Genomic DNA, 25,522 nt, shown 5'->3' on the forward strand with positions numbered 1-25,522 from the left:
CGCACCCCACCGTTACGGCGGTCAACTGGAGTGACATGCAGGCAAGTTGACCCACCCTAGCCCCACGGACGCATGTTCCACCGGAAAATGCCAGAAGAGTCACTCCCCCCGCACACGTTGCGTAGTGTCTCCGTCACTCAGCCGGAGTTCCAGGTGGGAGGGGAACCGCGGTGCCCGGAATCGACGAGTGCCTGCTGGAAGCGATGCGACTGCCCGGTGCCCGGGGCGCGGCGCTCGTGGACTGGACGAGCGGACTGGCCCTGGGCACCGTCGGGGAGGCTCCCGGCGGTGACCACGAGACGACCGCGGCCGAGGCCGCCGAACTGGCCCGGCTGGCCGCCGAGCACGGGGCGTTCGCGTCCGGTGACCCGGACGGCGAGCGGCCACCGGTCGAGGACCTGATCGTCAGCAACCACGACAGCTACCACCTGCTGCGGTTCGTGGTCACGTCCTTCGACAGCACCGTGTTCCTGCATCTGTGGCTGGCCAGGGCGGACGGCAACCTCGCGCTCGCCCGCATCCGGCTCGGCGAGATGGCGGATCGGCTGGTACTGGCATGACCATGGTCGGGACGCCTCCGCCCCTGCCCGTACGGGACAAGGTCGGCGCACACGAGCGCGGCCAGGGCGGCCTCTCACCGATGCTGACCCGGCTCGCCGACGAGCGGGCCACCGGCGTCCTCGTCCGCGAGCACGGCAGCCTGCACCTCGCCGAGGGCCGCGTGGTGCACGCCGAAAGCCCCCTCGCCCCCGGCCTCGACGTGCTCCTCACGGCCCACGGCACGCTCGACGCGGCGGACTGGCTGCGGGCCGCGGGCCGGGCCGACGGCGCGCCCGGCACCGCCCACCGGCTGCTGGAGGCCTACGGCTGACCACGGGCACGCTGGAACTGTGCCACCTGGGCGCGCTGTACGACGCCGGGTACTTCGCCCTGTCGCCCAGCAGCACCCCGGGCCGTTTCCGGTACGGCGCGGCGCCCCGCCCGGCCACCCTGTGCCCGGTGCCGGTCATCGCCCTGGAGCGGGAGACGCTGCGCCGCCGCGCCCTGCTGCACCGCATCTGGCCGGACCCGGCGACCGACAGCGGTCCGCTGATCCGGGCCGACCCGGTGGCCGCGCCGCCGGTCTCGACCCGCCAGCAGGCGGTCCTGGAGCGGGTGAACGGCGTCCGTACGGCCCTGGACATAGCCAGGGAGCTGGGCCGGAAGGCGTTCCACACGCTGGTGGACATACGCCGGCTGGCGGCGGCGGGACTCGTCTCGCCGGGTCCCACGGTGCCCGGACCGGCACCCCCGCCCCTTCCCCAGGTCACCGACCCCGACATCGCGCTGCTGAAGAGGCTCAGGAATGCGCTGGAGGCCCTTTGAACGGCAACGACCCGCCGAGAGGAGAGATCTGATGGCGGCCGAGTCCGACATCCTGGACGAGCTGCGCCGGCTGCGCAGCCGCGTTCCCCAGCTCACCGGGGCCCTGGCGGCCGGTGTGGACGGCCTGGTCGTCGCCCAGGACGCCCCCGGCGTCGACCCGGAGAGCCTGGCCGCGCTCACCGCGGCCGCGCTCGGCGTCGCCGTGCGGATGGCGGACGCCACCGGGCAGGGCGACTTCCGGGAACTGCTGGTCCGCGGCATGGACGGCTATGTCGCCACCTACGCGGCGGGCCGCAGCGCCGTGCTGACCCTGCTCGCCCAGGACCGGGTCAACGTCGGCCGACTGCACCTGGAGGGCCGCCGGGCGGCGCCCGGATCGGGGAGCTGGTCGACGCGGCGGAGGCCGCCGCGGCCAAGCGGGCCGTGCGAGCGGGCCCCGCGGCCAGGACCCCCGCCGTGCGCACGAGAGCCACCCGCACACCACGAACCACCGCAGGCGAAGCGCGCCCGGCGACCGACGCGCGCACCGCAACCGACAGTTGAGAAGCAGCAAAGGAAAAGAGGCAGCACCATGGCCAACGCCGAGACCTCGCTCAAAGAGGCCCTCACCTCCATCGAAGGTGCCACCGGAGTCGCGCTCGTCGACTACACCAGCGGCATGGCGCTGGGCACGATGGGAGGCAGCAAGAGCTTCGACCTGAACGTGGCCGCCGCCGGCAACACGGACGTGATCCGCGCCAAGATGCGCACCATGGAGCACCTCGGTCTGAAGGGCGACATCGAGGACATCCTGATCACGCTGTCCAACCAGTACCACCTGATCCGGCTGCTCAAGGGTCGCGGCGGCAACGGTCTGTTCCTGTACCTGGTCCTCGACCAGTCCCGGGCCAACCTGGCGATGGCCCGGCACCAGCTCAAGAGGATCGAGGAGGACCTGGAGGTCTGAGCCGGACGGGTCCGAGCCGGACGGGTCCGAGCCGGACGGGTCCGAGCCGGACGGGTCCGAGCCGGACGGGTCCGAGCCGGACGGGTCCGAGCCGGACGGGTCCGAGCCGGACGGGTCCGACGGATCCGAGTCAGACGAGCGCCGCGGTGCGGCGGCGGGCCCCGCCCGGGGCCGCGTCGCCCGCCGCGACGCCGGTCCCGCGGTAGGCCTTGACGGCCTTGCCCGCGGGACGCCCGCCGCGCCCGTCGAGCCAGTCGACGCGCAGCCACAGCAGGGTGTCCTCGGCCCGCTCGCGGCGGCCCAGCCAGGCGGCCTTCAGCCGCAGTCCGGCGCCGGTCCCGGCCAGCAGCATGCCGCCCGCCGCGGGCACGGCGAAGGAGCTGCCGAGCGCGACGGCGAAGGCGAGCAGCAGCCACCAGCGGTGGCCCCGGCGCCAGTTGCGCACGGTCACCGCACGGTCCTGGAGGACATCGTGCCTGCCCGCACGGGCCGTGCCCCGGGCCAGGGCGGCGTAGCGCCGTCGGCGCGCGTACGCCACGACGGCGGCGCCGACGATGAAAAGTGCGGCCCCGGCCATGACGCCGATACGGCGCCCGGTCACCCCGGGCGGCAGGACGCCGATGCCCGCCGCGAACACCCCGCACCACCACAGCGGCGCCGCCCCGGCCCGTACGACGACGGCCACCCGGGCCAGTCCCTGTCCTCCGCGTGCTCCGCGCGCCACGCTCCGCCTCCTCGTCCTCGCGGCACAGTCCTGTCCGCACAGCCCTGTCCGCACAGTCCTGTCGGGCGGGCACGCTAACCAGCGAAGGTGAGACGAGTCTGAGAGCGGCGCGGCGGGGGTCGCCGGGTCAGTCCACGAACAGCCCGCGTGCCGTCGCCCGCGCGTCGAACTCCTCCAGCCGGGCCTGCGCGTCCGGCAGGTCGTCGCACATGGCCTCAAGAAGCACCCGTCCCAGCAGCATGGGCGCGCACGCGGTGTCGAAGGCGAGCCCGGTGCCGACGGCGGCCGGCAGCAGCAGGTCGGAGTACTTGGCGACCGGCGCGAAGGCCGAGTCGGCGACCGCGACGACCGTCAGTCCGCACTCCTTGGCGTACGCCAGGGTGTCGACGACCTCGCGCGGATGCCGCGGCAGCGCGAAGCACAGAAGGGCCGAGGCGCCCGCGCGCACGGCCGCGTCGATGCGGTCGTTGACCATCGTGCCGCCCTGGTCGAGCAGCCGGACGTCCGGGTGGACCTTGGCGGCGAAGTACGCGAAGCCGTAGGCCTGGGAGGCCGCGGCCCGCAGTCCGAGCACGGGCAGCGGGCGGGAGGCGGCGAGGATCCGGCCGGCCTTCTGCACCGGCCGCGGGTCGGCCAGCACCTCGGCCAGGTGCCGCAGGTTCTCGATCTCGGCCTCGACAGCCTGCTGGTACTCGTTGTACGAGCCCGGGCCCGCGGCGGGTTCGGCCGGCACGACCTCGCGCAGATGCCTGCGCAGGGCCGGGTAGCCGTCGAAGCCGAGGGCGACCGCGAAGCGGGTCACGGACGGCTGGCTGACCCCGGCCAGTTCGGCCAGCTCCACGCTGGACAGGAACGGCACGTCGGCGGCCCGCCGCACCATGCTGTGCGCGATGCGCCGCTGGGTCGGTGTGAGCCGGTGCCCCTCGAACAGCGCCTGCAGCCGTGTGGCAGGGCTGTCCGTCACACCCGTACTCCTGTCGACGCTCATGTCCCGCTCCCCCTCCAGATGTCCGTGAACCGGTCAAGCAGTGCGGCCGCCGACGTCACGTCGTGCGTGAGCGGGCGGTCGGCCGGGTCCTCGTCGAGCACCGACTCGGCGAGCGCCATTGCCCGCGCGGCCGGAAGTTCCGGGTCGGGCTTCAGATCGCGCTGGCGCAGCGCCCGTACGGCGGCCACGAGTTCGCAGCCGATTACCAGACGGTACGCACCACAGGCGCGCAGCGTCTGGCGGGCGGCCAGCGAGGCGAAACTGGCCTGTTCCTCGACGCCACGGGAGAGTACAGCGTGCCCGAGCGACGCGGGGGCCGAAAAAGCCCGCAGATCGCCGAGGGCGGCTCCGGCGGCGTACTCCAGGATCATCACGCCGGACGAGGCGGGCTCGTGGTCCGCCAGAAAGGGGCGCAGTCGGGTGTAGGCGGGCTCGTTGAGGGTGGACAGGCGGGAGGTCGACAGCCGGGCCACCTGGGTGACCGCGAGCCTGAAGTGGTCCAGGGCGAGGGCGAGTTGGGCCTGGTAGAAGCCGCCGTGGTGGTAGGCGGCCAGGTCCTCGGGGGAGATGAGCGGGTTCTCCGCGGCCGCGTTGATCTCCACGCTCAGCACGTGCTCCAGCGCGTCCGCAGCGTCATGGGCGGGGCCGTGGATCTGGGGCAGGCAGCGGAAGCCGTAGGGGTCCTGGATCCGGCCGAGCGGGGGCACCGGCCGGTCCGCGGCGCCGGTCAGCCGCCGCATCCGCCGGGCGACCTCGGCACTGCCCCGGTGCGGTCGGGCGGCATGGACGGGGGCGGCGTACGCCTCGTGCGAGCCGTCGACGGCGAGCAGCGACAGGGCGGCGGCGACCTGGGTGGCCTCGATGAGCCCGCGCAGTTCGTGCAGGGCGAGCGCGGACTGGCCGAGAGTGAGTGCGTTGCTGCTGATCAGGGCGAGGGCGTCGTTGTTGTCGAGGGGCTGGGGCGCGGGCGGCTCGGCGCCCCGCCACGGGTGCTCCCCGACCAGCGCGAGCCCGGTCTGCGCGAGCGCCGCGATGTCGCCGGTGCCGACCGAGCCGAACTCGTTGACGACCGGGTACGCGCCCGACTCCAGTGCCTCGCACAGGGCCGTGATCACGCCGGGCCGCAGTCCGGCGCCGCCGGCGAGCAGCTGGTTGGCGCGGATGGCGAGCATCGCCCGCACCTGGCGGGCGGGCAGCTCCGCGCCGATGGCGCCGGCGTGGCTGCGCAGCAGGCGCAGCCCGTGTCCGGCGGCGGCGTCGGTCGGCACGTCCTCGTTGCGGTTGGCGCCCACGCCGGTGGAGCGGCCGTACACGCGTCCGGTGGCGGCGATCTGCCGGGCGGCGTTCCAGGACTCCTCCGCGCGCCGCATCGCGTCGCTCCCCGCAACGGGCCGCACGGTGCCGTCGGCGAGACGCACGACGTCCTCGACGCCGAGGCCGATCCCGTCGAGGACCACGAGTCCGGAGCGCACGGATGCGGGTGCGTCCACCATGCCCCTCTCTGTTCGGTCGACCTATTCACCCAACAAGAACTCTGCATGATGCTATGCAGCCGGGCAAGGGACACCAAGAGTCGTTAAATAGCCACGCAAAGTGACTCGATGGATGCGTACGGTGATGGTGCGCTGCAGGCACGACACCGGAGGAAGCGCCATGGCCTCCAACCGCAGGACCTTTCTGGCCGCCACGGCCGTCGGCACGCTGGCCGCCGCCCCGCCGCCGACGGCAGGTGTCCCCCGCCCCCGCCCCGGCCCGGTCACCGCCCGCGCGGCACTCGACCAACTGCTCGCCGGCAACCGGCGCTTCGCCTCCGGGCGCCCCCGGCACCCGCACGAGTCAGGAGGGGTGCGCCGGACACTCGCGGCCGGGCAGCGGCCGTTCGCGGTGATCGTCGGCTGCGTCGACTCGCGCGTACCGCCGGAGCTGGTCTTCGACCAGGGGCTCGGGGACCTGCTGTGCACCAGGACCGCGGGCGAGGTCCTCGACGAGGCGGTGCTCGGGTCCATCCAGTACGGCGTCGAGGAACTGCGCATCCCCCTGGTGCTGGTCCTCGGGCACGAGCGGTGCGGGGCGATCGCGGCGACGCTCGACCATCTGCGGTCCGGGGCGCCCGTGCCGGGACATCTGGAGCTGCTGGTTGCCGAGATCGCCCCCGCCGCGCACCGCACCCGCGCGGTCCCCGGCGACTGGGCCGAGCACGCCATGCGGGCCCACACCGCCTGGGTCCGCGACGCCATCCGCGCCGACCCGGCGTTCACCTCGGCCCGGGTCGACGCCGCCCGCTTCGACCTCGACACCGGGCTCGTCTCCCTGCTGCCCTGACAGCCCCGGCACGGACAGGGGGGCTAGCCCCAGTGCGGCGCGGACCCCGGCTCCCTAACGTGGCCCGTATGACGGGAATGGAAGCGCAGGACGCCGACCTGAAGAAGGAACTCGACGCCACGTTGCGGGCCCGCGGGGAACTCGGCGAGGAGTACGAGCCCGCACTGGTCGACTCCTTCCTGGAGAAGGTCGACCAGCGGATCGACGCCGCGGTCGAGCGCCGGCTGCGCAGGCAGTTCGCCGAGCAGCGGATGCAGGTCGCCCGCGGGGCCAGGTCCCCGAAGGGAACGGACTCATGGGGCGAGCGCTTCGGCTTCGCCATCGTCTCGCTGGTGCTGGCGATCCCGCTCTCCGCGATCGGCGGCGGCCTCGGACACCTGCCCGGCCTCATCGCCACCTGGATCGGCATCGTCGGCGTCAACATGGTCCAGGCCGTACGCCTCAATCCCGGCCTGTTCCACCGCCCGGACCGCGAGGACTGAGTCGTTGCTCGACAGTTGAAGGCGACGACGGCCGCAACCATCAAATTGAGGAACCACGACGGCGAGCAACCACCTCCGCGAGAGCGGCGGCGGTTCAGCCGCAAAAGACGGGCAACCACTTCCGCGAGAGCGGCGGCGGTTCAGCCGCAAGGGGGGTGCGCGGGGACCGCCGCACCCCCGTTGCCGGGGGGCGGGACGACGGCGGTCCCCGCGAGGGACGCGGGCCGGGTCAGGGCCGGGCTGCGCGTCCGTGGCGTCCATGGAGGTCCGGGAGCCGCTCCGGAGGTCCTTGGCGCCGTTCGGGGCCGGCCTGGGCGGGGAGCCGATCCCGCCCTGCCGACACCCACTAATGTGCCGGACCCGTGTTAAGCGGGTGCTGCGCGCACGTGACGCGCTCGTACCACTTCCGCGAAGTCCACCATCCGGACGCGGCACCCCAAGTTCGGTGCCGCAACGGGCAGTTCACCGGACGTTGGCCACTGCCCCCGCCTGCTCCCTCCCGCCCTACTGCTTCCCGCCCTTGGCGAGGAAGGCCAGCAGGTCCTGCCGGCTGACCACACCGGTGGGCTTGCCCTCGACGAGGACGATCGCCGCGTCCGCCTCACCGAGCACGGACATCAGGTCCGCGACCGGCTCACCGGAGCCGACCTGGGGCAGCGGGGCGCCCATGTGCTTCTCCAGCGGGTCGTCGAGCGAGGCCCGCTTGTTGAACAGGGCGTCGAGCAGCTCCCGCTCCACGACCGACCCGACGACCTCGGCGGCCATCACGTCCGGGTGACCAGCGCCCGGCTTCACGACCGGCATCTGCGAGACGCCGTACTCGCGCAGCACCTCGATGGCCTGGCCGACGGTCTCCTCCGGGTGCATGTGCACGAGGGACGGGATGGAGCCGCCCTCCTTGTCGTTGAGGACGTCGGCGACGCGGGCGCTGGGGCCCTCGTCCTCCAGGAAGCCGTAGTCGGCCATCCACTCGTCGTTGAAGATCTTGCTGAGGTAGCCGCGGCCGCTGTCGGGCAGCAGGACGACCACGACGTCGTCCGGGCCCAGCCGCTCGGCGACCCGCAGGGCGGCGACCACGGCCATGCCGCAGGAGCCGCCGACCAGCAGGCCCTCCTCCTTCGCCAGGCGCCGGGTCATCTGGAAGGAGTCCTTGTCGGACACGGCGACGATCTCGTCCGCGACGGTGCGGTCGTAGGCCGTCGGCCAGAAGTCCTCACCGACGCCCTCGACCAGGTACGGCCGCCCGGAGCCGCCGGAGTAGACGGAGCCCTCGGGGTCGGCGCCGACGACCTGCACCCGGCCGTCGCTGACGTCCTTCAGATAGCGGCCGGTGCCGGAGATGGTGCCGCCGGTGCCGACGCCCGCCACGAAGTGGGTGATCTTCCCCTCGGTCTGCTCCCACAGCTCGGGGCCGGTCGAGTGATAGTGAGAGAGGGGGTTGTTGGGGTTGGAGTACTGGTCGGGCTTCCAGGCTCCGGGCGTCTCGCGCACCAGCCGGTCCGACACGTTGTAGTACGAGTCCGGGTGCTCGGGGGCCACCGCGGTCGGGCAGACGACGACCTCGGCGCCGTAGGCACGCAGGACGTTGATCTTGTCGGTGCTCACCTTGTCGGGGCACACGAAGATGCACTTGTAGCCCTTCTGCTGGGCCACGATCGCCAGTCCGACACCCGTGTTTCCGCTGGTCGGCTCCACGATCGTGCCACCCGGCTTGAGCTCCCCGCTCTCCTCGGCGGCCTCGATCATGCGCAGGGCGATGCGGTCCTTCACGGAACCGCCCGGGTTGAAGTACTCCACCTTGGCCAGGACCGTCGCCCGGATGCCCTTGGTCACGCTGTTGAGCCTCAGCAGCGGGGTGTTGCCGACGAGGCTGATCATCGAGTCGTGGAATCGCACCGTTGTCTCCGGTCGCTTTCAAAAAATGGTCGTGATTGTTCCGCCAGCCTACGGCCCGGGAAGTGCGTTCACTCCCGGTTGAGATTGGCCGACGGCCGGTACGGGGCAATGAGTGGATGTACGGCTACGAGGAGGTGGCGGCGACGCATGACGAGCATGTCGAGGGCGAGGGTGGCCCGGCGGATCGCGGCCGGTGCGGCGTACGGCGGCGGCGGGGTCGGGCTGGTCGGCGCGGCCGCCGTCGGCCTGGTGCTGGCCGAGGTACGGATGGCCAGGAGCCGGGTGGGCAACGGCACGAACAACCATGTGCCGGCGGCCGACGGCCTGTACGGCGACTCCTATGACATCCCCGGTGAACCGCCGCTGCGGCTGACGCTGCTCGGCGATTCCACGGCGGCGGGCCAGGGCGTGCACCGGGCGGGCCAGACGCCGGGCGCGCTGCTGGCCCACGGGCTGGCGGCGGTGGCGGAGCGGCCGGTGGACCTGCGCAACGTCGCCCTGCCCGGGGCCCAGTCCGACGACCTGGACCGCCAGGTGGCCCTGGTGCTGTCCTCGCCCTTTCCGGTCCCGGACGTCTGCGTGATCATGATCGGCGCGAACGACGTGACACACCGGATGCCGCCGACCCGCTCCGTGCGCCATCTGTCGGCGGCGGTACGACGGCTGCGCACGGCCGGCGCCGAGGTCGTCGTCGGCACCTGTCCGGACCTGGGCACGATCGAACCGGTGCAGCAGCCGCTGCGCTGGCTGGCCCGCCGGGCCTCACGGCAGCTGGCGGCGGCCCAGACGATCGGCGTGGTGGAACAGGGGGGCCGCACGGTGTCCCTCGGCGATCTGCTGGGCCCCGAGTTCGCGGCGAACCCGCGCGAACTCTTCGGCCCCGACAACTACCACCCCTCGGCGGAGGGCTATGCCACGGCGGCGATGGCGGTGCTGCCGACCGTCTGCGCGACCCTGGGCCTGTGGCCGGCGGAGGAGGAGCGGCCGGACGTCTCCCGGCGCGAGGGCTTCCTGCCGGTCGCCCGCGCCGCGGCCGAGGCCGCCTCGGAGGCGGGCACGGAGGTCACGGCGGCGATGCCGACCGGCCCCCGGGGTCCATGGGCACTGCTCAAGCGCCGCAGGCGGCGGCGCGTACCGGAGGCGGCGCCCGCCCCGGCGGAGCCTTCCGTGCCGGAATCCGCCTCCCAGGAACCCGCGTCCCAGCCGACCGAGTCGGGGAGCGGGTGGGTATAGGCGGAGTGTGAGTGTTGTGGGCGTTGTGGGCGCCCCGGGACGGCCGGGGCGCCAAGCAAGCGCTTAGACAATTGCGGTCAGGGTCACACCGCCGCACACGTGACCAGGGCCATACGTACGGGTAACTTCCCAACCAGCCGCCAAAACCCCCGTATGTCAATGGAGCCGTGATGCCCGAAGCCGTCATCGTCTCGACCGCCCGTTCCCCGATCGGCCGCGCCGGCAAGGGTTCCCTCAAGGAGCTGCGCCCCGACGACCTGACCGCGACCATCATCCAGGCGGCGCTCGCCAAGATCCCCGAGCTGGACCCGAAGGACATCGACGACCTGATGCTCGGCTGCGGCCTCCCGGGCGGCGAGCAGGGCTACAACCTCGGCCGCATCATCGCCGTCCGGATGGGCATGGACCACCTGCCCGGCTGCACGATCACCCGGTACTGCTCCTCGTCCCTCCAGACGAGCCGCATGGCACTGCACGCCATCAAGGCCGGCGAGGGCGACGTCTTCATCTCGGCCGGTGTCGAGATGGTCTCCCGGTTCGCCAAGGGCAGCTCCGACGAACTCCCGGACACCCACAACCCCTTCTTCGCCGAGGCCGAGGCCCGCACCGCCGCCGTGGCGCAGCAGGAGGGCACGACCTGGCACGACCCGCGCGAGGACGGCCTCGTCCCCGACGCCTACATCGCCATGGGCCAGACCGCGGAGAACCTCGCCCGCCTGAAGGGCGTCACCCGCCAGGACATGGACGAGTTCGGCGTCCGCTCGCAGAACCTCGCCGAAGAGGCCATCAAGAACGGCTTCTGGGAGCGCGAGATCACCCCGGTGACCCTCCCGGACGGCACGGTGGTCAGCAAGGACGACGGCCCGCGCGCCGGCGTCACCCTGGAGGGCGTGGCGGGCCTCAAGCCGGTCTTCCGCCCCGACGGCATGGTCACCGCCGCCAACTGCTGCCCGCTGAACGACGGCGCCGCCGCGGTGGTCGTCATGAGCGACACCAAGGCCCGCGAGCTCGGCCTGACCCCGCTCGCCCGCATCGTGTCGACCGGTGTCTCCGGCCTGTCCCCCGAGATCATGGGCCTCGGCCCGGTCGAGGCCTCCCAGCAGGCGCTGCGCCGCGCCGGCCTGACCATCGACGACATCGACCTGGTCGAGATCAACGAGGCCTTCGCCGCCCAGGTGATCCCCTCCTACCGGGACCTCGGCATCGACCTCGACAAGCTGAACGTCAACGGCGGCGCCATCGCCGTCGGCCACCCCTTCGGCATGACCGGCGCCCGCATCACCGGCACGCTCATCAATTCCCTCCAGTTCCACGACAAGCAGTTCGGTCTGGAGACGATGTGCGTCGGCGGCGGCCAGGGCATGGCGATGGTGATCGAGCGCCTCAGCTGATCCGGTGATCCGGTGAGCCGGACGGGTCCCGCACGGTGATCGGTGCGGGACCCAGCGTGACCATTCGGCCCGGCGTTCACTCCAAATCCGAACGTCGGGTCGATTTGTGATCCAATCTCCCCCAGGATGTGACCTATCTCCCTCAGTGGAGATATCAACGCAGGTCAGAGCGGTTGTACGGGCAAAACCCAGGGGCAAGCCCCTGTCCGATTCGTGACGTTACGCACTGACAGCTGGTTAGTCCACCCTTCAAGCTGATGTAGGAAGTCGGGGGTCGACTTTGAACCAGGGAGTACGTCAGTGAGCGCCATGCCCCTCGCCCTGCTGCTCACCACGGCCGCCACCGGTGCCGTGGGCGTCGCCGTCCTGCGCACCGTACTGGTGCTGCGCCGCCAGGTCGCGGCCCTGCAGTCCCAGCTCGCCGCGAACCAGGCGGCCGCGACACGCGCCCTGCTGCCCGCCGCCCGCACCACGGCCGACGCCGAGGAGATACGTGCCGCGGTGGCCGAGGCCCTCGCCGAGGAACGGGAGCGGGAGCTCGCCGAGGCGCGTGCGTTCTGGGCCGCCCAGGAGTCCCGTGACGCCTCCGACGCGCCTTCCCTGCTCGGTCTGGCGGACACTCTGGCGGACACCGAGATGTTCCTGCCCCGGCAGGCCGACTTCGTGGGCCTGGAGCCGCTGGAGCCGGTGACCGAGCCGACCACGGACGCCGACGAGTTCGCGGCCGACTCCCCTGAGCTGGCCGCGGCCCGCCGCCGCCACCCCTCGCACCCCGACTTCGTACCGGTGCAGTCGCCCGTCATGAACGACCACGAGCGCACGGTCATCGCGCTGGAGCAGCTGGCCGAGTGCCGCGTCGAGCTGGCCGATGTCCGTCCGGGTCCGCTGGGCACCCTCGACGTCTATGTCTTCGCCGACGGCACGACCCTGTGCATGACGCCGGGCCACCGTGAGACGGCGGAGCGCCTCGCGGCCGCCCTGCGCGCCGGCGAGCACCCGTACCTCCTCGGCGGCTCGGGTATCTCGGGCGCGTACACGCTGACGTTCGCGTGCGGCGAGGACAACGTCTACATCCTCGCCGACCGGGTCATCGCGTCCCCGTAGTCGACGATCACGGCGGCCCGGCCGCCCCGCGCCGGAGGTCGCTCAGACCCCGGCGCGTTTCTGTGCCTCCTCGACCAAGGTCACCGCCTCCTCCACCTCGGCGTCGGTTTTCAGCACGAGTGCCAAGTCGTGTACGGCCACGGTGATCTGGTCGGCGACCGCGAACATGCCCGCGTCCGGCATCTCCCGAGGCTCCCCCGAGGGATCCTCGATCCGCTGGGCACGCAATGCCAAGTCCCTGGCCAGCGCCAGCGCTTCGGCGGCGGCACTCCGCTGGAGGCGGCTCTGTGGCGCGGCGCGCAGCCGGTCGGCGAAGTGATCCACGGCTCGGGTCAGAGGTGTCGTGTCAACCACGCCGCGAGACTACGCGTCGCACCTGGACTGTTGCCAATACGCCAACGCTCAGGCACGGTGACGTGAAGGACCGGCTTCATCGAATGCGTCCGGAGGCGCCGATGTCCCAAGTCTTCTCCGAGGAGACCCATCGCAATCTGCTCGCCCGCATCCCCCACTGCACCGGCCGTGAAGTCTCGGACTGGCTTCGCGCCGTCGAGGATGGCCCCGCTCTCTTCCGCTTCGAGGAGAAGGTCAGCTGGCTACGCCACGAGCACAACCTCGCGTACGGCCACGCCAAGGCAATCGTTCATGAGTACGACCTGAGGAGGGCCGCGCGCAAACTGCTCTAGGCGCGCACCACGCATACGACGAAGGGCCCCGGATGCACCGGGGCCCTTCTCCGTCACCGCGACGGCACCTCGGCGCCGCGCCGTGTGCTAGTCGTTGCTGCTGAAGATGGCCACCAGCCGCAGCATCTCCACGTAGATCCACACGAGGGTCAGGGTCAGGCCGAACGCGGCCAGCCAGGCCTCCTCGCGCGGCGCGCCGTAGGCGATGCCGTCCTCGATCTGCTTGAAGTCGAGGGTCAGGAAGAAGGCACCGAGCAGGATGGCGATGACGCCCACGATCACGCCCAGCGGGCCGAAGCTGCGCAGACCGCCGTCGGGGGCGACACCGAACGCGACCAGCAGCAGGTTCACCGCCATGACCAGGACGAACGCGATGGCGATCGACATGCCGATGCGGGCGTATCGCGCCGTGACGCGGATCCAGCCGGCCTTGTAGACCAGCAGGGTGGCGGCCGTGACCGCCATGGTGCCGAGCACCGCCTGGAACGGGGCGCCGCTCCACTGGCTGTTGTACATCTCGCTGATCACGCCGAGGAAGACGCCCTCGAAGGCGGCGTATCCCAGGATCAGCGCGGGCGAGGCGGTGCGCTTGAAGCTCTGCACGAGCGCCAGCACCATCGCGATGATGGCGGAGACGAACGCCAGGCCGTAGCTGGTCGCCGAGACCGGCAGCACCGCCCACGCGAGGACGGCGCCGACGACGACCGTGCCGAGCGTCATGGCCGAGCGCATGACGACGTCGTCCATCGTCATCCGGCCGGTGGTGACCGGGGCCTGCGGCGGGGCGCCGTACTGCTGGTCCTGCTGGGCGTAAGGGTTCTGCGCGTAGGGGTTGCCGCCCTGGGCGTACGGGTTGCCCTGGGCATAGGGGTTGCCCTGCGCGTACCCGGCCTGCGGCGCGGTGTTGAAGCCCGCGTAGCCGTTGTCGCGGCTGAACCCCCGTCGCGAGAAGACCGGGTTACTGCTCCTCATTTCACTCCTCCATGGCCACCCTGCGTGGCCTTGGCTCAAGAGTAATAGGTTGGCAAAAGACTGACCCTAGTTCTTGGGGAGGATCTTTCCCTTGCCGTGCACGCCAACACGCTACGCGGGTGCGTCATTCCCGGCCACGGAGGGCCCCATTCCATGACCAACCCGCTACCTGCCCGGAACCGGCCGGAGACCCGTCGGTCGAACGGGCGGCCCCCGGGGGCCCGGCGCGCAGCGCCGCCATGCCCCACGGCGCCGGTCGGCAACCCGGATCCCGGCTCGATCCTGTCGGCGGGGAGAGACGGCGATCCCGTGGCGCCGTGGGCAGGCGCGGGAAGTGCCCGGAACCGGACTTGAACCGGTACGCCCGCGAGGGGCAGCGAGGTTTAAGCTCGCCGTGTCTGCATTCCACCATCCGGGCAGGCCATGGGCTCCGCTACGAGGTCCCGAGCCTATCGGGATACATCCCCCGAACAGCGGTAGGGCTGACCCGATGTTGTCTTATTTTATTGAGGTCTGAGGGAGCATCAGCCCGCGGTACGGGCCATCCGCACTTGCCAATAGCGTTACGTGCGGTGGGTACGCGCGTACACGGAATGACGGAATTTCACCGTCCGAACGAGGGGGCTCCACCCGTTCTTGACGTCTTCTCGTCCCCGACGCGGGGTCGGACGTCATCCCCAGGTATGACACGACGCCCTCCGGTCCGACCGGAGTCTGTCTCCGGAACGGGAACAGCGGGTGACTACTCGGCGGTGGACGGCCGGGACGATGGATCAGTACCGACGAACACCGCCGTCCCGACAGGAGTGCCCTTCCGTGACCACCACACCCATCGCCGACCGGACCACCACAGTGGCCGCGCGCGCCACGGATCTGTCGAAGGTCTACGGACAGGGCGAGACCCAGGTGGTCGCCCTCGACCGGGTCTCCGTCGAGTTCCGGCAGGCCGAATTCACCGCCATCATGGGCCCGTCCGGGTCCGGCAAGTCGACGCTGATGCACTGTGTGGCCGGTCTGGACACGTTCTCCTCCGGGTCCGTGCGCATCGGCGACACCGAGCTCGGCTCGCTGAAGGACAAGCAGCTGACCAAGCTGCGCCGGGACAAGATCGGGTTCATTTTCCAGGCGTTCAACCTGCTGCCGACGCTGACGGCCGCGGAGAACATCACCCTGCCGATGGACATCGCGGGCCGTAAGCCGGACAAGCAGTGGCTCGACCGGGTGATCCGGATGGTCGGCCTGGCGGACCGCCTCGGCCACCGCCCGTCCCAGCTGTCCGGCGGCCAGCAGCAGCGCGTCGCCGTAGCCCGCGCCCTCGCCTCCCGGCCCGACATCATCTTCGGCGACGAGCCGACCGGAAACCTCGACTCGCGCTCCGGCGCCGAGGTCCTCGGCTTCCTGCGCAACTCCGTCCGGGAGCTGGGCCAGACGGTGGTGATGGTGACCCACGACCCGGTGGCCGCGGCCTACGCGGACCGGGTGGTGTTCCTCGCGGACGGCCGGATCGTCGACGAGCTGCACGCGCCCACGGCGGACTCGGTGCTGGACCGCATGCCGCGTTCTTCTGGGGGGAACCCCCAGACCCCCGGGTTCGACGCCAAGGGCCGCACCAGCTGACCGCCGACCACACCACGGACCGAAGAGAACCCATGTTCCGCACCGCCTTGCGCAACGTATTCGCGCACAAGGCCCGGCTCCTCATGACCGTGCTCGCCGTGATGCTCGGCGTCGCGTTCGTCTCGGGGACCCTGGTCTTCACCAACACCATCTCGGACGCCTACCAGAAGAGCTCCGCCAAGGGCTTCGACCAGGTCGACGTCGCCGTGACGGCAAAGGCCCAGGACGACAAGGGCAACACCATCGGCAAGACCCCCGAGCTCACCCGGGCGCTGCTCGACAAGAGCGCCGAGGTGCCGGGGGCCGCCTCCGCGATCGGCGTCGTCAACGGGTTCACCGCCATGGCCGACAAGGACGGCAAGCTGATCGGCGGCGGCTGGCAGTCGCAGGGCGGCAACTACTGGGGCGCCAAGGACACCCGGTACCCGCTCGTCGAGGGCCGTGCCCCGAGCGGCAAGGGCGAGGTGCTGATCGACTCCAGGACCGCCGAGCGGGCCGGCTACAAGGTCGGCGACACCGTGCGCATCTCGGTCGACGGCCCCGTGCTCAAGCCGAAGATCACCGGCATCTTCACCACCGACGACGGCAATGTCGCCGCGGGCGGCAGCCTCGCGCTCTTCGACACCGCGACCGCGCAGCACCTGTTCGGCAAGAAGGGCTCGTTCGACGAGATCGACGTCCGGGCGAAGCCTGGCACCAGCCAGAGCGCGCTCAAGTCCGCGCTGGACAGGGCGCTGCCGGCCAAGCTCGTCGAGACCACCACCGGCAGGACGCTCGCCGACGACCAGGCGCGGCAGATCTCGGACGGCATGAGCGGCCTGCGTCAGATGCTGCTGGTGTTCGCGGGCATAGCATTGTTCGTCGGCACGTTCATCATCGCCAACACCTTCACCATGCTGGTCGCCCAGCGCACCAGGGAACTCGCCCTGATGCGGGCCGTCGGCGCCTCGCGCCGGCAGGTCACCCGGTCGGTGCTGATCGAGGCCTTCGTGGTGGGCACGGTGGCCGGCGTGACCGGTCTGGTCGCGGGCATAGGCATCGGCGCCGGACTGCGCTCCCTGATGGGCTCGATCGGGGCGACCGTCCCGGACGGTCCACTGGTCGTCTCGCCGGGCACGGTCGCGGCCGCCCTCGCGGTCGGCATCGTCATCACCATGCTGGCGGCGTGGCTGCCGGGCCGCCGGGCCGCGAAGATCCCGCCGGTGGCCGCGATGAACAGCGTCCACGCCAAGGCGACCACCAAGTCGCTGGTGCTGCGCAACACGATCGGCGCCCTGTTCTCGGCGGCCGGTGTGGCGGTGGTCCTGGCGGCCACGACGATGGACGGCACGGACGGTGAGGCGCCCATGGCTCTGGGCGCGGTCCTCCTCATCATCGGCGTGTTCGTCCTCACCCCCCTCCTGTCCCGCCCACTGATCGCCGCGGCCGCCCCGCTGCTGCGCGTGTTCGGCGTCTCGGGCAAGCTCGCCCGCCAGAACTCGGTCCGCAACCCGCGCCGTACGGCCGCCACGGCCTCGGCGCTGATGATCGGCCTGACCCTGATCACCGGTATGACGGTGATGGCGGGCAGCCTGCAGAAGTCCATCGACAAGATGGCCAGTTCGGCGCTGCGCGCGGACTACGTCGTCTCGATGGCGAACGGCAACGAGCTCTCCCCGGAGGTGGCCCGCAAGCTCGCCGCCACCGACGGTGTGACCGCCATCAGCCCGCTGCGCAACGCACCCGCGCGCATCGACGGCGAGACCGAGTTCCTGACGGGCGTCAACGGCTCCGCGATCGGCGAGCTGACCGATCTGAAGGTCGACAGCGGCAGCTTCAAGGTGGGCGGCTCCCAGGCCGTCGTCGACGACGAGCGCGCCAAGTCCTACGGCTGGAAGGCCGGTTCGAGCTTCACCGTCCACTACGAGGACGGCAAGCAGCAGAAGCTGACGGTCGCCGGGATCTACGAGGGCAACGAGATGATCCACGGGATCATGCTCGACAACACGGCCCTCTCCCCGCACCAGAGCGACCCGGCCGACATGCAGGTCATGCTGAAGACGGCGGACGGTGCGTCGAGCGCGACGAAGGACAGGCTGGAGAAGGCCCTCGGCACCAACCCGGCGATCAAGGTCCAGGACAAGAAGGACCTGTCCAACTCCATCGCACAGATGTTCACGCTGATCCTGAACATGGTCTACGGCCTGCTGGCCATGGCGGTGATCGTCGCGGTCCTCGGTGTCATCAACACCCTGGCTATGTCGGTCTTCGAACGCTCCCAGGAGATCGGCATGCTCCGCGCGATCGGCCTGGACCGCAAGGCAGTCAAGCGGATGGTCCGTCTGGAGTCCCTGGTCATCTCCCTGTTCGGCGGGGTGCTGGGCATCGGGCTCGGGGTGTTCTTCGGCTGGGCGGCCGGTGAGCTGCTCGGCACGAAGATGGCGACGTACGAGCTGGTCCTGCCGTGGGCCCGGATGGGCCTGTTCCTCCTGCTGGCCGGGACGGTCGGCGTCCTGGCCGCGCTGTGGCCGGCCCGGCGGGCGGCCCGCCTGAACATGCTGGCGGCCATCAAGGCGGAGTAGCGGTGTAGCGCTCATCAGGCCGAGGGGCCCCCTCCGGAGACGGAGCGGGGCCCCTGTCTCATGTGGAGCGCACGCGGGTGGACCTTACGCACTCCACACACGGGCGCGCAACGGCATCCCGGACGCCCCCGACTCGGGTGTGCGCACGGCCAGGACCTGGTTGACGCCGATGCGGTTGCGTTCGAAGGCGAGGGCGCAGGCCGCCATGTACAGGCGCCAGACGCGGGCGCGACCGGGGCCGGTGAGCCGTACCGCGCGGTCCCAGCCGGCCTCCAGGGCGGCGACCCAGCGGCGGAGGGTGAGGGCGTAGTGCTCGCGGATCGACTCCACGTCGCGCACCTCGAACCCGGCGCGCTCCAGCTGCGTGACGGTGGAGCCGAGCGGGGCGAGCTCACCGTCGGGGAAGACATAGGCGTCGATGAACGCGTCCGGGTGGTACGACGACTCGTCGCGCTGCGGGCGGCGGGCGATCTGGTGGTTGAGCAGCAGGCCGCCCGGTTTCAGCAGGCCGTACAGAACGGTGGCGTACTCGAAGTAGCGCTCCGAGCCGACGTGTTCGGCCATGCCGATGGAGGAGATCGCGTCGTACGGGCCGTCGGCGACGTCCCGGTAGTCCTGCACCCGGATCTCGATCCGGTCGGTGAGGCCCTGGTCGGCGACGCGCTTGCGGGCGTACGCGGCCTGCTCCTGGGACAGGGTGACGCCGACGACGCTCACGCCGTGCTCACGGGCCGCGTGCATGGCCATCGAGCCCCAGCCGCAGCCGACGTCGAGGAGCCGCTGACCCGATGTCAGGCCGAGCTTTCGGGAGACGAGTTCGAGCTTGTCGCGCTGGGCGGACTCCAGGGTGCCGGCGTCCTCCCAGTAGGCGCAGGAGTACACCATGGAGGGGCCGAGGACGAGCTCGTAGAAGTCGTTGCCGACGTCGTAGTGGTGGCTGATGGCGCGTCTGTCGCTGCGCCGGGTGTGCAGACGGTGGGTGGTGCGGCGGACCTCCTCCCGGGGCGGGGCGGGCGGCAGCGGGGGTCCGGCGAGCCTCAGCAGCCGGCCGGCGGCCGCCCGGACCTCCGGGTCGCGCAGCGCCTGCAGGAGGGTCCTGGAGCCCTCCGCACGCTCCCACACGAGCCCGGACATCGCGTCGAGGGCGGTGTAGAGATCGCCCTCGATCTCCAGGTCGCCGGCCACCCAGGCGCGGGCCAGGCCCAGTTCGCCCGGCTTCCACAGCAGGCGGCGCAGGGCCCGGCGATTGCGGATGACCAGGGTCGGGGCGTCCGGCGGGCCGGACTGCGAACCGTCCCAGGCGCGGATCCGTACGGGGAGCGGTTCTCCCAGCAGCTGCTCGGCGAGACTCGTCAGCCGCGATGCGGCGTCGGCCATGGCGCACCTCCGTGAAAGGAATCGGCCCATTGGTTCCGGTCTCCACCCGGTCTCCCGGTAAACGACCGTCCACGCCGACGTCATTCCCCCTCACCCGGCCTGTGTCGACACGCTGCCCGAACCATCACACCGACGCCACGCCACGAAGGGCCACGGCCGGGCGCGGCACGGGCATCCGCGCGCAGAGCGGCACGGGGCATCCGCCGCCGTACATGCCGAAGGGGCCGCCTGCACCACGGATGGCAGGCGGCCCCTTCGGGCAGTTCGGTGACCTGGGGTCAAAAGGCCCCTGGGGTCAGGAGGCCTTGGCCTTCTCCCCGGTCTTCGCCGCGGCGACCGGCGCCGGCTTGGCGGCCTCGAAGAACTCCTCGCGCGGGTTCTCCATGGCGCCGAGCGACACGACCTCGCGCTTGAGGAACATGCCGAGGGTCCAGTCGGCGAAGATGCGGATCTTGCGGTTCCAGGTCGGCATGGCCAGACCGTGGTAGCCACGGTGCATGTACCAGGCCAGCCGGCCCTTGAGCTTGATCTTCGTCTTGCCCATGACGATCATCGCAACGCCCTTGTGGAGACCGAGACCGGCCACCGCGCCCTTGTTGGCGTGCGAGTAGTCCTTCTGCGGGAAGCCCCGCATACCGGAGATCACGTTGTCGCCGAGCGCCTTGGCCTGACGCAGCGCGTGCTGGGCGTTGGGCGGGCACCAGGCGTTCTCGACACCGGCCTTGCGGGCGGCGACGTCCGGCACCTGGGCGTTGTCGCCCGCGGCCCAGATGTAGTCCGTGCCCTGGACCTGGAGCGTCGGCGCGCAGTCGACGTGACCGCGCGGACCGAGCGGCAGGCCGAAGCGGGCGAGCGCCGGGTTCGGCTTGACGCCGGCCGTCCACACGATCGTGTCGGAGTCGACCTCGAGGCCGTTCTTCAGGACCACATGGCCGTCGACGCAGGAGTCCATGGAGGTGGAGAGGTAGATCTCCACGCCGCGGCTCTCCAGGTGCTCCTTGCCGTACTGGCCGAGCTTCGGCCCGACCTCGGGAAGGATCTTGTCGGCGGCGTCGACGAGGATGAAGCGCATGTCCTCACGGGACACGTTCTTGTAGTACTTGGCCGCGTCCCGGGCCATGTCCTCGACCTCACCGATGGTCTCCGCACCGGCGAAGCCACCGCCGATGAAGACGAAGGTGAGCGCCTTGCGGCGGATCTCCTCGTCGGTCGTGGAGTCGGCCTTGTCGAGTTGCTCCAGGACGTGGTTGCGCAGGCCGATGGACTCCTCGATGCCCTTCATGCCGATGCCCTGCTCGGCAAGGCCGGGGATCGGGAAGGTACGGGAGACCGCGCCGAGCGCGATCACCAGGTAGTCGAAGGGCAGTTCGTACGCCTCGCCGACCAAGGGTGCGACCGTCGCGACCTTGCGGTCCTGGTCGATGGTGGTGACCCGGCCGGTGAGGATCTCCGCCTTCGGCAGCACTCGTCGCAGCGGGACGACGACGTGGCGAGGGGAGATGTTGCCGGCGGCGGCTTCGGGCAGGAAGGGCTGGTAGGTCATGTACGACCGGGGGTCGACGACCGTGACGGTCGCCTCGCCATAGCGCATCTTCTTGAGAATGCGCCGAGCTGCGTACAGGCCTACGTACCCACCGCCTACTACGAGGATCCTGGGACGCTCCGTGGTGCTCATGCCATCGAGTATCCACCCGCCCCTAGGGGCCCGCTCGTGCGCCCCTTCACAAGCTTCTTGAGGGGTCGTGCTACACTCCGCGGCCCACGTGACACAGGTCATGTCGACAAGCCGGAACCGCTGTGCCTGACGACCTGTTGTCCATGCCGCGTGAGCTGCCTCTCTGTCCGTTCGGAGGGTCCGTGAGCCCCCCGCGCGACCCTCCGGTGACACCCTCACCGAGCACCTCCGCGACGCCCCTCTTGAGCGGCCTCCGAGGGCCGCTGGACCCTCGTGCGGCTCAATGAAGGACCTTCGTCCCCTCGACAGGGCCGAATTCCTTGTGAAGAACTTCACGAACTTTCTCGAGAGCGTGCCCCGAAGGGGTGGGTCACCGCCCTCAAAACACGCTCATACGCTGCGCGAACTGCTCAGCAGAGGGCTACTTGCCAGTAAGAAATGGGACCTTGGGCCCACTCCCGCGAGGGACCTACGCCACCGACCACGCGATGCCGTCGAGGATGTCGTGCTCACTCACCACGACCTCCCGCGCGCCGATCCGCTCCATGATGGCCAGCAGTACGAGGGCCCCGGCGCCGATCACGTCGACCCGGCCCGGATGCATGGACGGGACCCGGGCCCGCTCGGCGTGGGTGGAGCGCAGCAGCCACTCGGTGATCTCCCGGACCCGGTCGTGCGAGATGCGGGAGTGGTGGATGCGGGCGGAGTCGTACTCGGGCAGTTCCTGCGCGATCGCCGACACCGTCGTGACCGAGCCGGCGAGCCCGACCAGGGTGTGCGCCTCGCGCAGCGGGACCGTCTCCTCGGCGAGGTCGAGGGCGGCCTCGATGTCGGCCCTCATGGCGGCGATCTGCTCCGCGGTGGGCGGGTCGCTCACGGCGCCCTCGTGCACCAGGTGACGCTCGGTCATCCGCACACAGCCCACGTCCACGGACCGCGCGGCCCGCACGTGGTCGTCGCCGACGACGAACTCGGTGGAGCCGCCGCCGATGTCCACCACCAGATAGGGCCTGGTGAGGTCGTCGCGGCCGGTGAGCTCCTTCGTGGCGCCCATGAAGGAGAACTCGGCCTCCTGGTCGCCCGAGATGACCTCCGGCTCCACCCCGAGGAGGTCGAGGACGCCCCGGACGAACTCGTCCCGGTTCTCGGCGTCCCGGGAGGCGGAGGTGGCCACGAACCGCAGCCGCTCGGCACCGTGCTCCTTGATGATCGCCGCGTACTCGCGGCAGGCGGCGAAGGTCCGCTCCAGCGCCTCCGGCGCGAGCCGTCCGGTGCGGTCGACGCCCTGGCCGAGCCGCACGATGGTCATCCGGCGGTCCAGGTCGACCAGTTCACCCGTCGCCCCCGCACCGGAGGCGCTATCGGACAGCGTCGCGTCGGCGACCAGCAGACGGATGGAGTTCGTACCGCAGTCGATCGCGGCGACCCGGGTCACTGGTCCTCCTCCTTCGGGACCGTCACACAGGCCCCCTTCATCCACCACTCGGGCAGCATCGCGAGCGCCTCGTCACCGAGGGGGTTGACCCCCGGCCCGGCGGCCAGCGAGTGGGCGACCAGGACGTGCAGGCACTTCACCCGGTCCGGCATGCCGCCGGCGCTCGGGAAGCCCGCCAGTACCTCGATCTCGTCCCGGCGCCGGATGTAGTCCTCGTGCGCGGCGCGGTAGGCGGCGGCCAGCTCCGGGTCCGTCTGCAGCCGCTCGGTCATCTCCTTCATGACGCCGTTCGCCTCGAGCGTGCCGATGGCCGAGGAGGCCTTCGGGCACGTCAGGTAGTACAGCGTGGGGAAGGGCGTGCCGTCGGGCAGGCGCGGCGCCGTCTCCACGACGTCCGGCCGGCCGCAGGGGCACCGGTGCGCGATCGCCCGCAGCCCGCGCGGCGGACGCCCGAGCTGCTGCTTGAAGGCCTCGACGTCCGCGTCGGTGGGCTCGGTGCGCGGAGTGGTCGGCGGGGGCGTTTCCATGACTGTCTTCAGGCTGTCTTTCTCTGGCTGTCGGTTCACTGGCCGGGGTCGTCCGGGCGCCGTCGGCTCACTGGTCAAAGGCGTCGGACTTGTCGATCCCGTCCCAGACGTTGGAGTACCAGGGGCGGTCGGCCGCCCCCAGATAAGCGTGCGCCTGCTTGGCCGCACCGGGGTCGATCACGACGTAACCGGTCTCCCCCGGCATCACATAGTGCAGCCGCCGGCGGATCTGCTGCTCGGCGAAGGAGTCGTCCTGCCAGCGCGCCTTGAGGTCGCGCAGTTGCTCGACGCGTTCCTGGGCCCGCTGCTTCTGCCGCTCCAGATTGGCGATCTCGGCGCGCTGGGAGACGTACTGCCGCATCGGATAGGCCAGGGCCACCACCATGGTGCACAGCACCAGGGCGAGCAGCGCGGCCCGGCCGGTGAGCCGGGAGCGGCGGGCCTGCCGCTTGGTCTGGGAGCGGTAGACCCGGGCCGCCGTCTGTTCGCCGAGCAGTCGCAGTCTGGTCGCGGTGGAGAACCGGTCCCGGTCCTTCGCGGCCATGTCCCCGCCTCCCTCTTACGTGCGTACGTCCCCGGACACGGTACGGGACCGGGTACGGGGACGTACGTACGACTGGCTAAGCCTTGCCCTTACCGGGCTCAGCCCTTGGAGATCTCCGTGCCCCGGAAGCGCGGGAAGGCGCTGCGGCCGGCGTACACCGCCGCGTCGTCGAGGATCTCCTCGATGCGCAGCAGCTGGTTGTACTTGGCGACGCGCTCGGAGCGGGCCGGGGCGCCGGTCTTGATCTGGCCGCAGTTGGTGGCGACGGCCAGGTCGGCGATGGTGACGTCCTCGGTCTCGCCGGAGCGGTGGGACATCATGCACTTGAAGCCGTTGCGCTGGGCCAGCTCGACGGCGTCCAGGGTCTCGGTCAGCGAGCCGATCTGGTTCACCTTCACCAGCAGGGCGTTGGCGGTGCCCTCCTCGATGCCGCGGGCCAGGCGCTCCGGGTTGGTGACGAACAGGTCGTCGCCGACGATCTGGACCTTGTCGCCGAGCTTGTCGGTGAGGACCTTCCAGCCGGCCCAGTCGTCCTCGAACAGCGGGTCCTCGATGGAGACGAGCGGGTAGGCCGCCACGAGCTCCTCGTAGTACTCGGTCATCTCGGCGGCCGAGCGGGACTTGCCCTCGAACTCGTACTTGCCGTCCTTGTAGAACTCGGACGCCGCGACGTCGAGCGCGAGCGCGATCTGCTCACCGGGGACGTAACCGGCCTGCTTGATGGCCTCGAGGATGAGGTCGAGGGCGGCGCGGTTGGACTCCAGGTTCGGGGCGAAGCCGCCCTCGTCGCCGAGACCGGTGGCCAGGCCCTTGCTCTTCAGGACCTTCTTCAGGGTGTGGTAGACCTCGGCACCCCAGCGCAGCGCCTCGGAGAAGGACTCCGCGCCGATCGGGGCGATCATGAACTCCTGGATGTCCACGTTGGAGTCGGCGTGCGAGCCGCCGTTCAGGATGTTCATCATCGGCACCGGCAGCAGGTGCGCGTTCGGGCCGCCCAGGTAGCGGAAGAGGGGGAGGTCGCTGGCCTCGGAGGCGGCGTGGGCGACGGCCAGGGAGACGCCGAGGATGGCGTTGGCGCCGAGCGAGCCCTTGTTGTCGGTGGCGTCCAGGTCGAACATCGCCTGGTCGATCAGGCGCTGCTCGGTGGCGTCGTAGCCGACCAGCTCCGGGCCGATCTGCTCGATCACGGCGAGGACGGCCTTCTCGACGCCCTTGCCCAGGTAGCGGTTCGGGTCGCCGTCGCGGAGCTCGATGGCCTCGAAGGCGCCGGTGGAGGCGCCGGACGGAACGGCGGCACGACCCGTGCTGCCGTCGTCGAGGCCGACCTCGACCTCGACCGTGGGGTTGCCTCGGGAGTCCAGGATTTCCCGGGCTACGACGACGTCGATGGACGGCACGAGCATCTCCTTCATGGATGTGACGCTGGAAGTGCGGGGCTGGGGTGCCTTGCGACTAGAGCCTAACCGTCCCGGGGGGATCGGCCACCGACCGACCGTCCCGTGGACAGGGTCCGACCGTACCCATTGTTCCGGCTCGAAACAAAGGCGGGTGGAGAACGGCTCGAGCACAGCGCCCCATGAACGCGAGCACAGCACCCCATGAACAAGCCCCGCCCCGGCGCGTACGGGGGAATACGCACCGGGGCGGGGAGACCGTGGGGACGGGGGCCGGCTGTGG

The 25,522-nt window shown here is 71.0% G+C and carries 22 protein-coding genes, 1 tRNA gene and 2 pseudogenes; 12 read left to right on the forward strand and 13 right to left on the reverse strand.

Annotated features, from left to right (window positions below):
* The first annotated feature begins 170 nt into the window (after positions 1-170).
* The 4 genes and pseudogenes from N8I87_RS16375 (at position 171) to N8I87_RS16390 (ending at position 2,311) form a co-directional block, all read left to right on the forward strand.
* Complete coding sequence (locus N8I87_RS16375) at positions 171-560, forward strand: hypothetical protein (RefSeq protein WP_263209533.1); 390 nt, start codon at positions 171-173, stop codon at positions 558-560.
* Positions 557-1,365: pseudogene (locus N8I87_RS16380) on the forward strand (transcriptional regulator). The gene N8I87_RS16375 and the pseudogene N8I87_RS16380 overlap by 4 nt, the downstream one beginning before the upstream one ends.
* A 31-nt stretch (positions 1,366-1,396) precedes the next feature.
* A pseudogene (locus tag N8I87_RS16385) lies at positions 1,397-1,908 on the forward strand (roadblock/LC7 domain-containing protein).
* 28 nt (positions 1,909-1,936) lie between these two features.
* Positions 1,937-2,311, forward strand: coding sequence for a roadblock/LC7 domain-containing protein (locus N8I87_RS16390; RefSeq protein WP_263209534.1), 375 nt, complete (start codon positions 1,937-1,939; stop codon positions 2,309-2,311).
* A gap of 130 nt (positions 2,312-2,441) precedes the next feature.
* Here N8I87_RS16390 and N8I87_RS16395 read toward each other — a convergent pair whose 3' ends face one another.
* From N8I87_RS16395 to N8I87_RS16405, 3 genes are all read right to left on the reverse strand, one after another.
* Entirely contained in the window at positions 2,442-3,035 is a 594-nt protein-coding gene (locus N8I87_RS16395; protein WP_263209536.1) for a hypothetical protein, read from the reverse strand.
* Between the two features lie 127 nt (positions 3,036-3,162).
* Positions 3,163-4,023: a MurR/RpiR family transcriptional regulator gene (locus N8I87_RS16400; protein ID WP_263209538.1), complete on the reverse strand. Its 861-nt coding sequence runs from the start codon at positions 4,021-4,023 to the stop codon at positions 3,163-3,165.
* Positions 4,020-5,516, reverse strand: a complete 1,497-nt coding sequence (locus N8I87_RS16405) for an aromatic amino acid ammonia-lyase (RefSeq protein ID WP_263209540.1) — start codon at positions 5,514-5,516, stop codon at positions 4,020-4,022. The genes N8I87_RS16400 and N8I87_RS16405 overlap by 4 nt, the downstream gene beginning before the upstream one ends.
* 160 nt (positions 5,517-5,676) lie before the next feature.
* On the opposite strand from N8I87_RS16405, the gene N8I87_RS16410 reads away from it, so the two are divergent.
* Positions 5,677-6,345, forward strand: a complete 669-nt coding sequence (locus N8I87_RS16410) for a carbonic anhydrase (RefSeq protein ID WP_263209543.1) — start codon at positions 5,677-5,679, stop codon at positions 6,343-6,345.
* Between the two features lie 68 nt (positions 6,346-6,413).
* The gene (locus N8I87_RS16415) at positions 6,414-6,827 is read left to right on the forward strand and encodes a hypothetical protein (RefSeq protein ID WP_263209544.1); all 414 of its coding nucleotides are present in this window, start codon (positions 6,414-6,416) and stop codon (positions 6,825-6,827) included.
* Positions 6,828-7,331: 504 nt separating this feature from the next.
* Here N8I87_RS16415 and N8I87_RS16420 read toward each other — a convergent pair.
* The gene (locus tag N8I87_RS16420; protein WP_263209546.1) at positions 7,332-8,723 is read right to left on the reverse strand and encodes a cystathionine beta-synthase; all 1,392 of its coding nucleotides are present in this window, start codon (positions 8,721-8,723) and stop codon (positions 7,332-7,334) included.
* A gap of 147 nt (positions 8,724-8,870) precedes the next feature.
* Here N8I87_RS16420 and N8I87_RS16425 point away from each other — a divergent pair, with 147 nt between their 5' ends.
* The 3 genes from N8I87_RS16425 (at position 8,871) to N8I87_RS16435 (ending at position 12,451) form a co-directional block, all read left to right on the forward strand.
* Positions 8,871-9,956, forward strand: coding sequence for an SGNH/GDSL hydrolase family protein (locus tag N8I87_RS16425; protein WP_263209547.1), 1,086 nt, complete (start codon positions 8,871-8,873; stop codon positions 9,954-9,956).
* Positions 9,957-10,126: 170 nt separating this feature from the next.
* Positions 10,127-11,347: an acetyl-CoA C-acetyltransferase gene (locus tag N8I87_RS16430; RefSeq protein WP_263209549.1), complete on the forward strand. Its 1,221-nt coding sequence runs from the start codon at positions 10,127-10,129 to the stop codon at positions 11,345-11,347.
* A gap of 300 nt (positions 11,348-11,647) precedes the next feature.
* On the forward strand, positions 11,648-12,451 hold the full coding sequence (locus N8I87_RS16435) for a hypothetical protein (RefSeq protein WP_263209550.1): 804 nt from the start codon (positions 11,648-11,650) through the stop codon (positions 12,449-12,451).
* Positions 12,452-12,493: 42 nt separating this feature from the next.
* Here the strand turns inward: N8I87_RS16435 and N8I87_RS16440 are convergent, their stop codons facing one another.
* The gene (locus N8I87_RS16440) at positions 12,494-12,805 is read right to left on the reverse strand and encodes a hypothetical protein (protein WP_263209552.1); all 312 of its coding nucleotides are present in this window, start codon (positions 12,803-12,805) and stop codon (positions 12,494-12,496) included.
* A 101-nt stretch (positions 12,806-12,906) separates the two neighbouring features.
* Between N8I87_RS16440 and N8I87_RS16445 the strand changes: the two genes are divergently transcribed.
* Positions 12,907-13,137, forward strand: a complete 231-nt coding sequence (locus N8I87_RS16445) for a DUF4287 domain-containing protein (protein WP_263209554.1) — start codon at positions 12,907-12,909, stop codon at positions 13,135-13,137.
* 87 nt (positions 13,138-13,224) lie between these two features.
* On the opposite strand, the gene N8I87_RS16450 is transcribed toward N8I87_RS16445, so the two are convergent.
* Together N8I87_RS16450 and N8I87_RS16455 are read right to left on the reverse strand one after the other, a co-directional pair.
* Positions 13,225-14,109 carry a Bax inhibitor-1/YccA family protein gene (locus N8I87_RS16450; protein ID WP_263209555.1) on the reverse strand — a complete coding sequence of 295 codons (885 nt, stop codon included), beginning with the start codon at positions 14,107-14,109 and terminating at the stop codon, positions 13,225-13,227.
* A gap of 335 nt (positions 14,110-14,444) precedes the next feature.
* Positions 14,445-14,527, reverse strand: a tRNA-Leu gene (locus N8I87_RS16455).
* Between the two features lie 398 nt (positions 14,528-14,925).
* Between N8I87_RS16455 and N8I87_RS16460 the strand changes: the two genes are divergently transcribed.
* Both N8I87_RS16460 and N8I87_RS16465 read left to right on the forward strand, forming a co-directional pair.
* A complete protein-coding gene (locus N8I87_RS16460) occupies positions 14,926-15,726 on the forward strand; it encodes an ABC transporter ATP-binding protein (protein WP_263209557.1) in 801 nt (266 codons plus the stop codon).
* A gap of 32 nt (positions 15,727-15,758) precedes the next feature.
* On the forward strand, positions 15,759-18,287 hold the full coding sequence (locus tag N8I87_RS16465) for an ABC transporter permease (protein ID WP_263209559.1): 2,529 nt from the start codon (positions 15,759-15,761) through the stop codon (positions 18,285-18,287).
* 84 nt (positions 18,288-18,371) lie between these two features.
* Here N8I87_RS16465 and N8I87_RS16470 read toward each other — a convergent pair whose 3' ends face one another.
* From N8I87_RS16470 to eno, 6 genes are all read right to left on the reverse strand, one after another.
* Positions 18,372-19,664 carry an SAM-dependent methyltransferase gene (locus N8I87_RS16470; protein ID WP_263209560.1) on the reverse strand — a complete coding sequence of 431 codons (1,293 nt, stop codon included), beginning with the start codon at positions 19,662-19,664 and terminating at the stop codon, positions 18,372-18,374.
* Positions 19,665-19,959: 295 nt separating this feature from the next.
* Positions 19,960-21,339 (reverse strand): NAD(P)/FAD-dependent oxidoreductase, encoded by a 1,380-nt coding sequence (locus N8I87_RS16475; RefSeq protein WP_263209562.1) that lies wholly within the window; start codon positions 21,337-21,339, stop codon positions 19,960-19,962.
* Between the two features lie 469 nt (positions 21,340-21,808).
* A complete protein-coding gene (locus N8I87_RS16480) occupies positions 21,809-22,774 on the reverse strand; it encodes a Ppx/GppA phosphatase family protein (RefSeq protein WP_263209564.1) in 966 nt (321 codons plus the stop codon).
* The gene (locus N8I87_RS16485; RefSeq protein WP_263209566.1) at positions 22,771-23,301 is read right to left on the reverse strand and encodes a DUF501 domain-containing protein; all 531 of its coding nucleotides are present in this window, start codon (positions 23,299-23,301) and stop codon (positions 22,771-22,773) included. The genes N8I87_RS16480 and N8I87_RS16485 overlap by 4 nt, the downstream gene beginning before the upstream one ends.
* Positions 23,302-23,368: 67 nt before the next feature.
* The gene (locus N8I87_RS16490; protein ID WP_263209568.1) at positions 23,369-23,845 is read right to left on the reverse strand and encodes an FtsB family cell division protein; all 477 of its coding nucleotides are present in this window, start codon (positions 23,843-23,845) and stop codon (positions 23,369-23,371) included.
* A gap of 98 nt (positions 23,846-23,943) precedes the next feature.
* The gene (eno, locus tag N8I87_RS16495; RefSeq protein WP_263216505.1) at positions 23,944-25,248 is read right to left on the reverse strand and encodes a phosphopyruvate hydratase; all 1,305 of its coding nucleotides are present in this window, start codon (positions 25,246-25,248) and stop codon (positions 23,944-23,946) included.
* Between the last annotated feature and the right edge of the window lie 274 nt (positions 25,249-25,522).

It is taken from the genome of Streptomyces sp. HUAS 15-9 (assembly GCF_025642155.1).
Taxonomy (GTDB): domain Bacteria; phylum Actinomycetota; class Actinomycetes; order Streptomycetales; family Streptomycetaceae; genus Streptomyces.

Excerpts from the sequence above, each read along its gene's own strand:
- N8I87_RS16405 (WP_263209540.1), bottom strand. The coding sequence starts at position 5,516 with ATGGTGGACGCACCCGCATCCGTGCGCTCCGGACTCGTGGTCCTCGAC.
- N8I87_RS16415 (WP_263209544.1), top strand. The coding sequence starts at position 6,414 with ATGACGGGAATGGAAGCGCAGGACGCCGACCTGAAGAAGGAACTCGAC.
- N8I87_RS16400 (WP_263209538.1), bottom strand. The coding sequence starts at position 4,023 with ATGAGCGTCGACAGGAGTACGGGTGTGACGGACAGCCCTGCCACACGG.
- N8I87_RS16475 (WP_263209562.1), bottom strand. The coding sequence starts at position 21,339 with ATGAGCACCACGGAGCGTCCCAGGATCCTCGTAGTAGGCGGTGGGTAC.
- N8I87_RS16490 (WP_263209568.1), bottom strand. The coding sequence starts at position 23,845 with ATGGCCGCGAAGGACCGGGACCGGTTCTCCACCGCGACCAGACTGCGA.
- N8I87_RS16485 (WP_263209566.1), bottom strand. The coding sequence starts at position 23,301 with ATGGAAACGCCCCCGCCGACCACTCCGCGCACCGAGCCCACCGACGCG.
- N8I87_RS16465 (WP_263209559.1), top strand. The coding sequence starts at position 15,759 with ATGTTCCGCACCGCCTTGCGCAACGTATTCGCGCACAAGGCCCGGCTC.
- N8I87_RS16425 (WP_263209547.1), top strand. The coding sequence starts at position 8,871 with ATGACGAGCATGTCGAGGGCGAGGGTGGCCCGGCGGATCGCGGCCGGT.
- eno (WP_263216505.1), bottom strand. The coding sequence starts at position 25,248 with ATGCTCGTGCCGTCCATCGACGTCGTCGTAGCCCGGGAAATCCTGGAC.
- N8I87_RS16445 (WP_263209554.1), top strand. The coding sequence starts at position 12,907 with ATGTCCCAAGTCTTCTCCGAGGAGACCCATCGCAATCTGCTCGCCCGC.
- N8I87_RS16470 (WP_263209560.1), bottom strand. The coding sequence starts at position 19,664 with ATGGCCGACGCCGCATCGCGGCTGACGAGTCTCGCCGAGCAGCTGCTG.
- N8I87_RS16410 (WP_263209543.1), top strand. The coding sequence starts at position 5,677 with ATGGCCTCCAACCGCAGGACCTTTCTGGCCGCCACGGCCGTCGGCACG.
- N8I87_RS16390 (WP_263209534.1), top strand. The coding sequence starts at position 1,937 with ATGGCCAACGCCGAGACCTCGCTCAAAGAGGCCCTCACCTCCATCGAA.
- N8I87_RS16430 (WP_263209549.1), top strand. The coding sequence starts at position 10,127 with ATGCCCGAAGCCGTCATCGTCTCGACCGCCCGTTCCCCGATCGGCCGC.
- N8I87_RS16450 (WP_263209555.1), bottom strand. The coding sequence starts at position 14,109 with ATGAGGAGCAGTAACCCGGTCTTCTCGCGACGGGGGTTCAGCCGCGAC.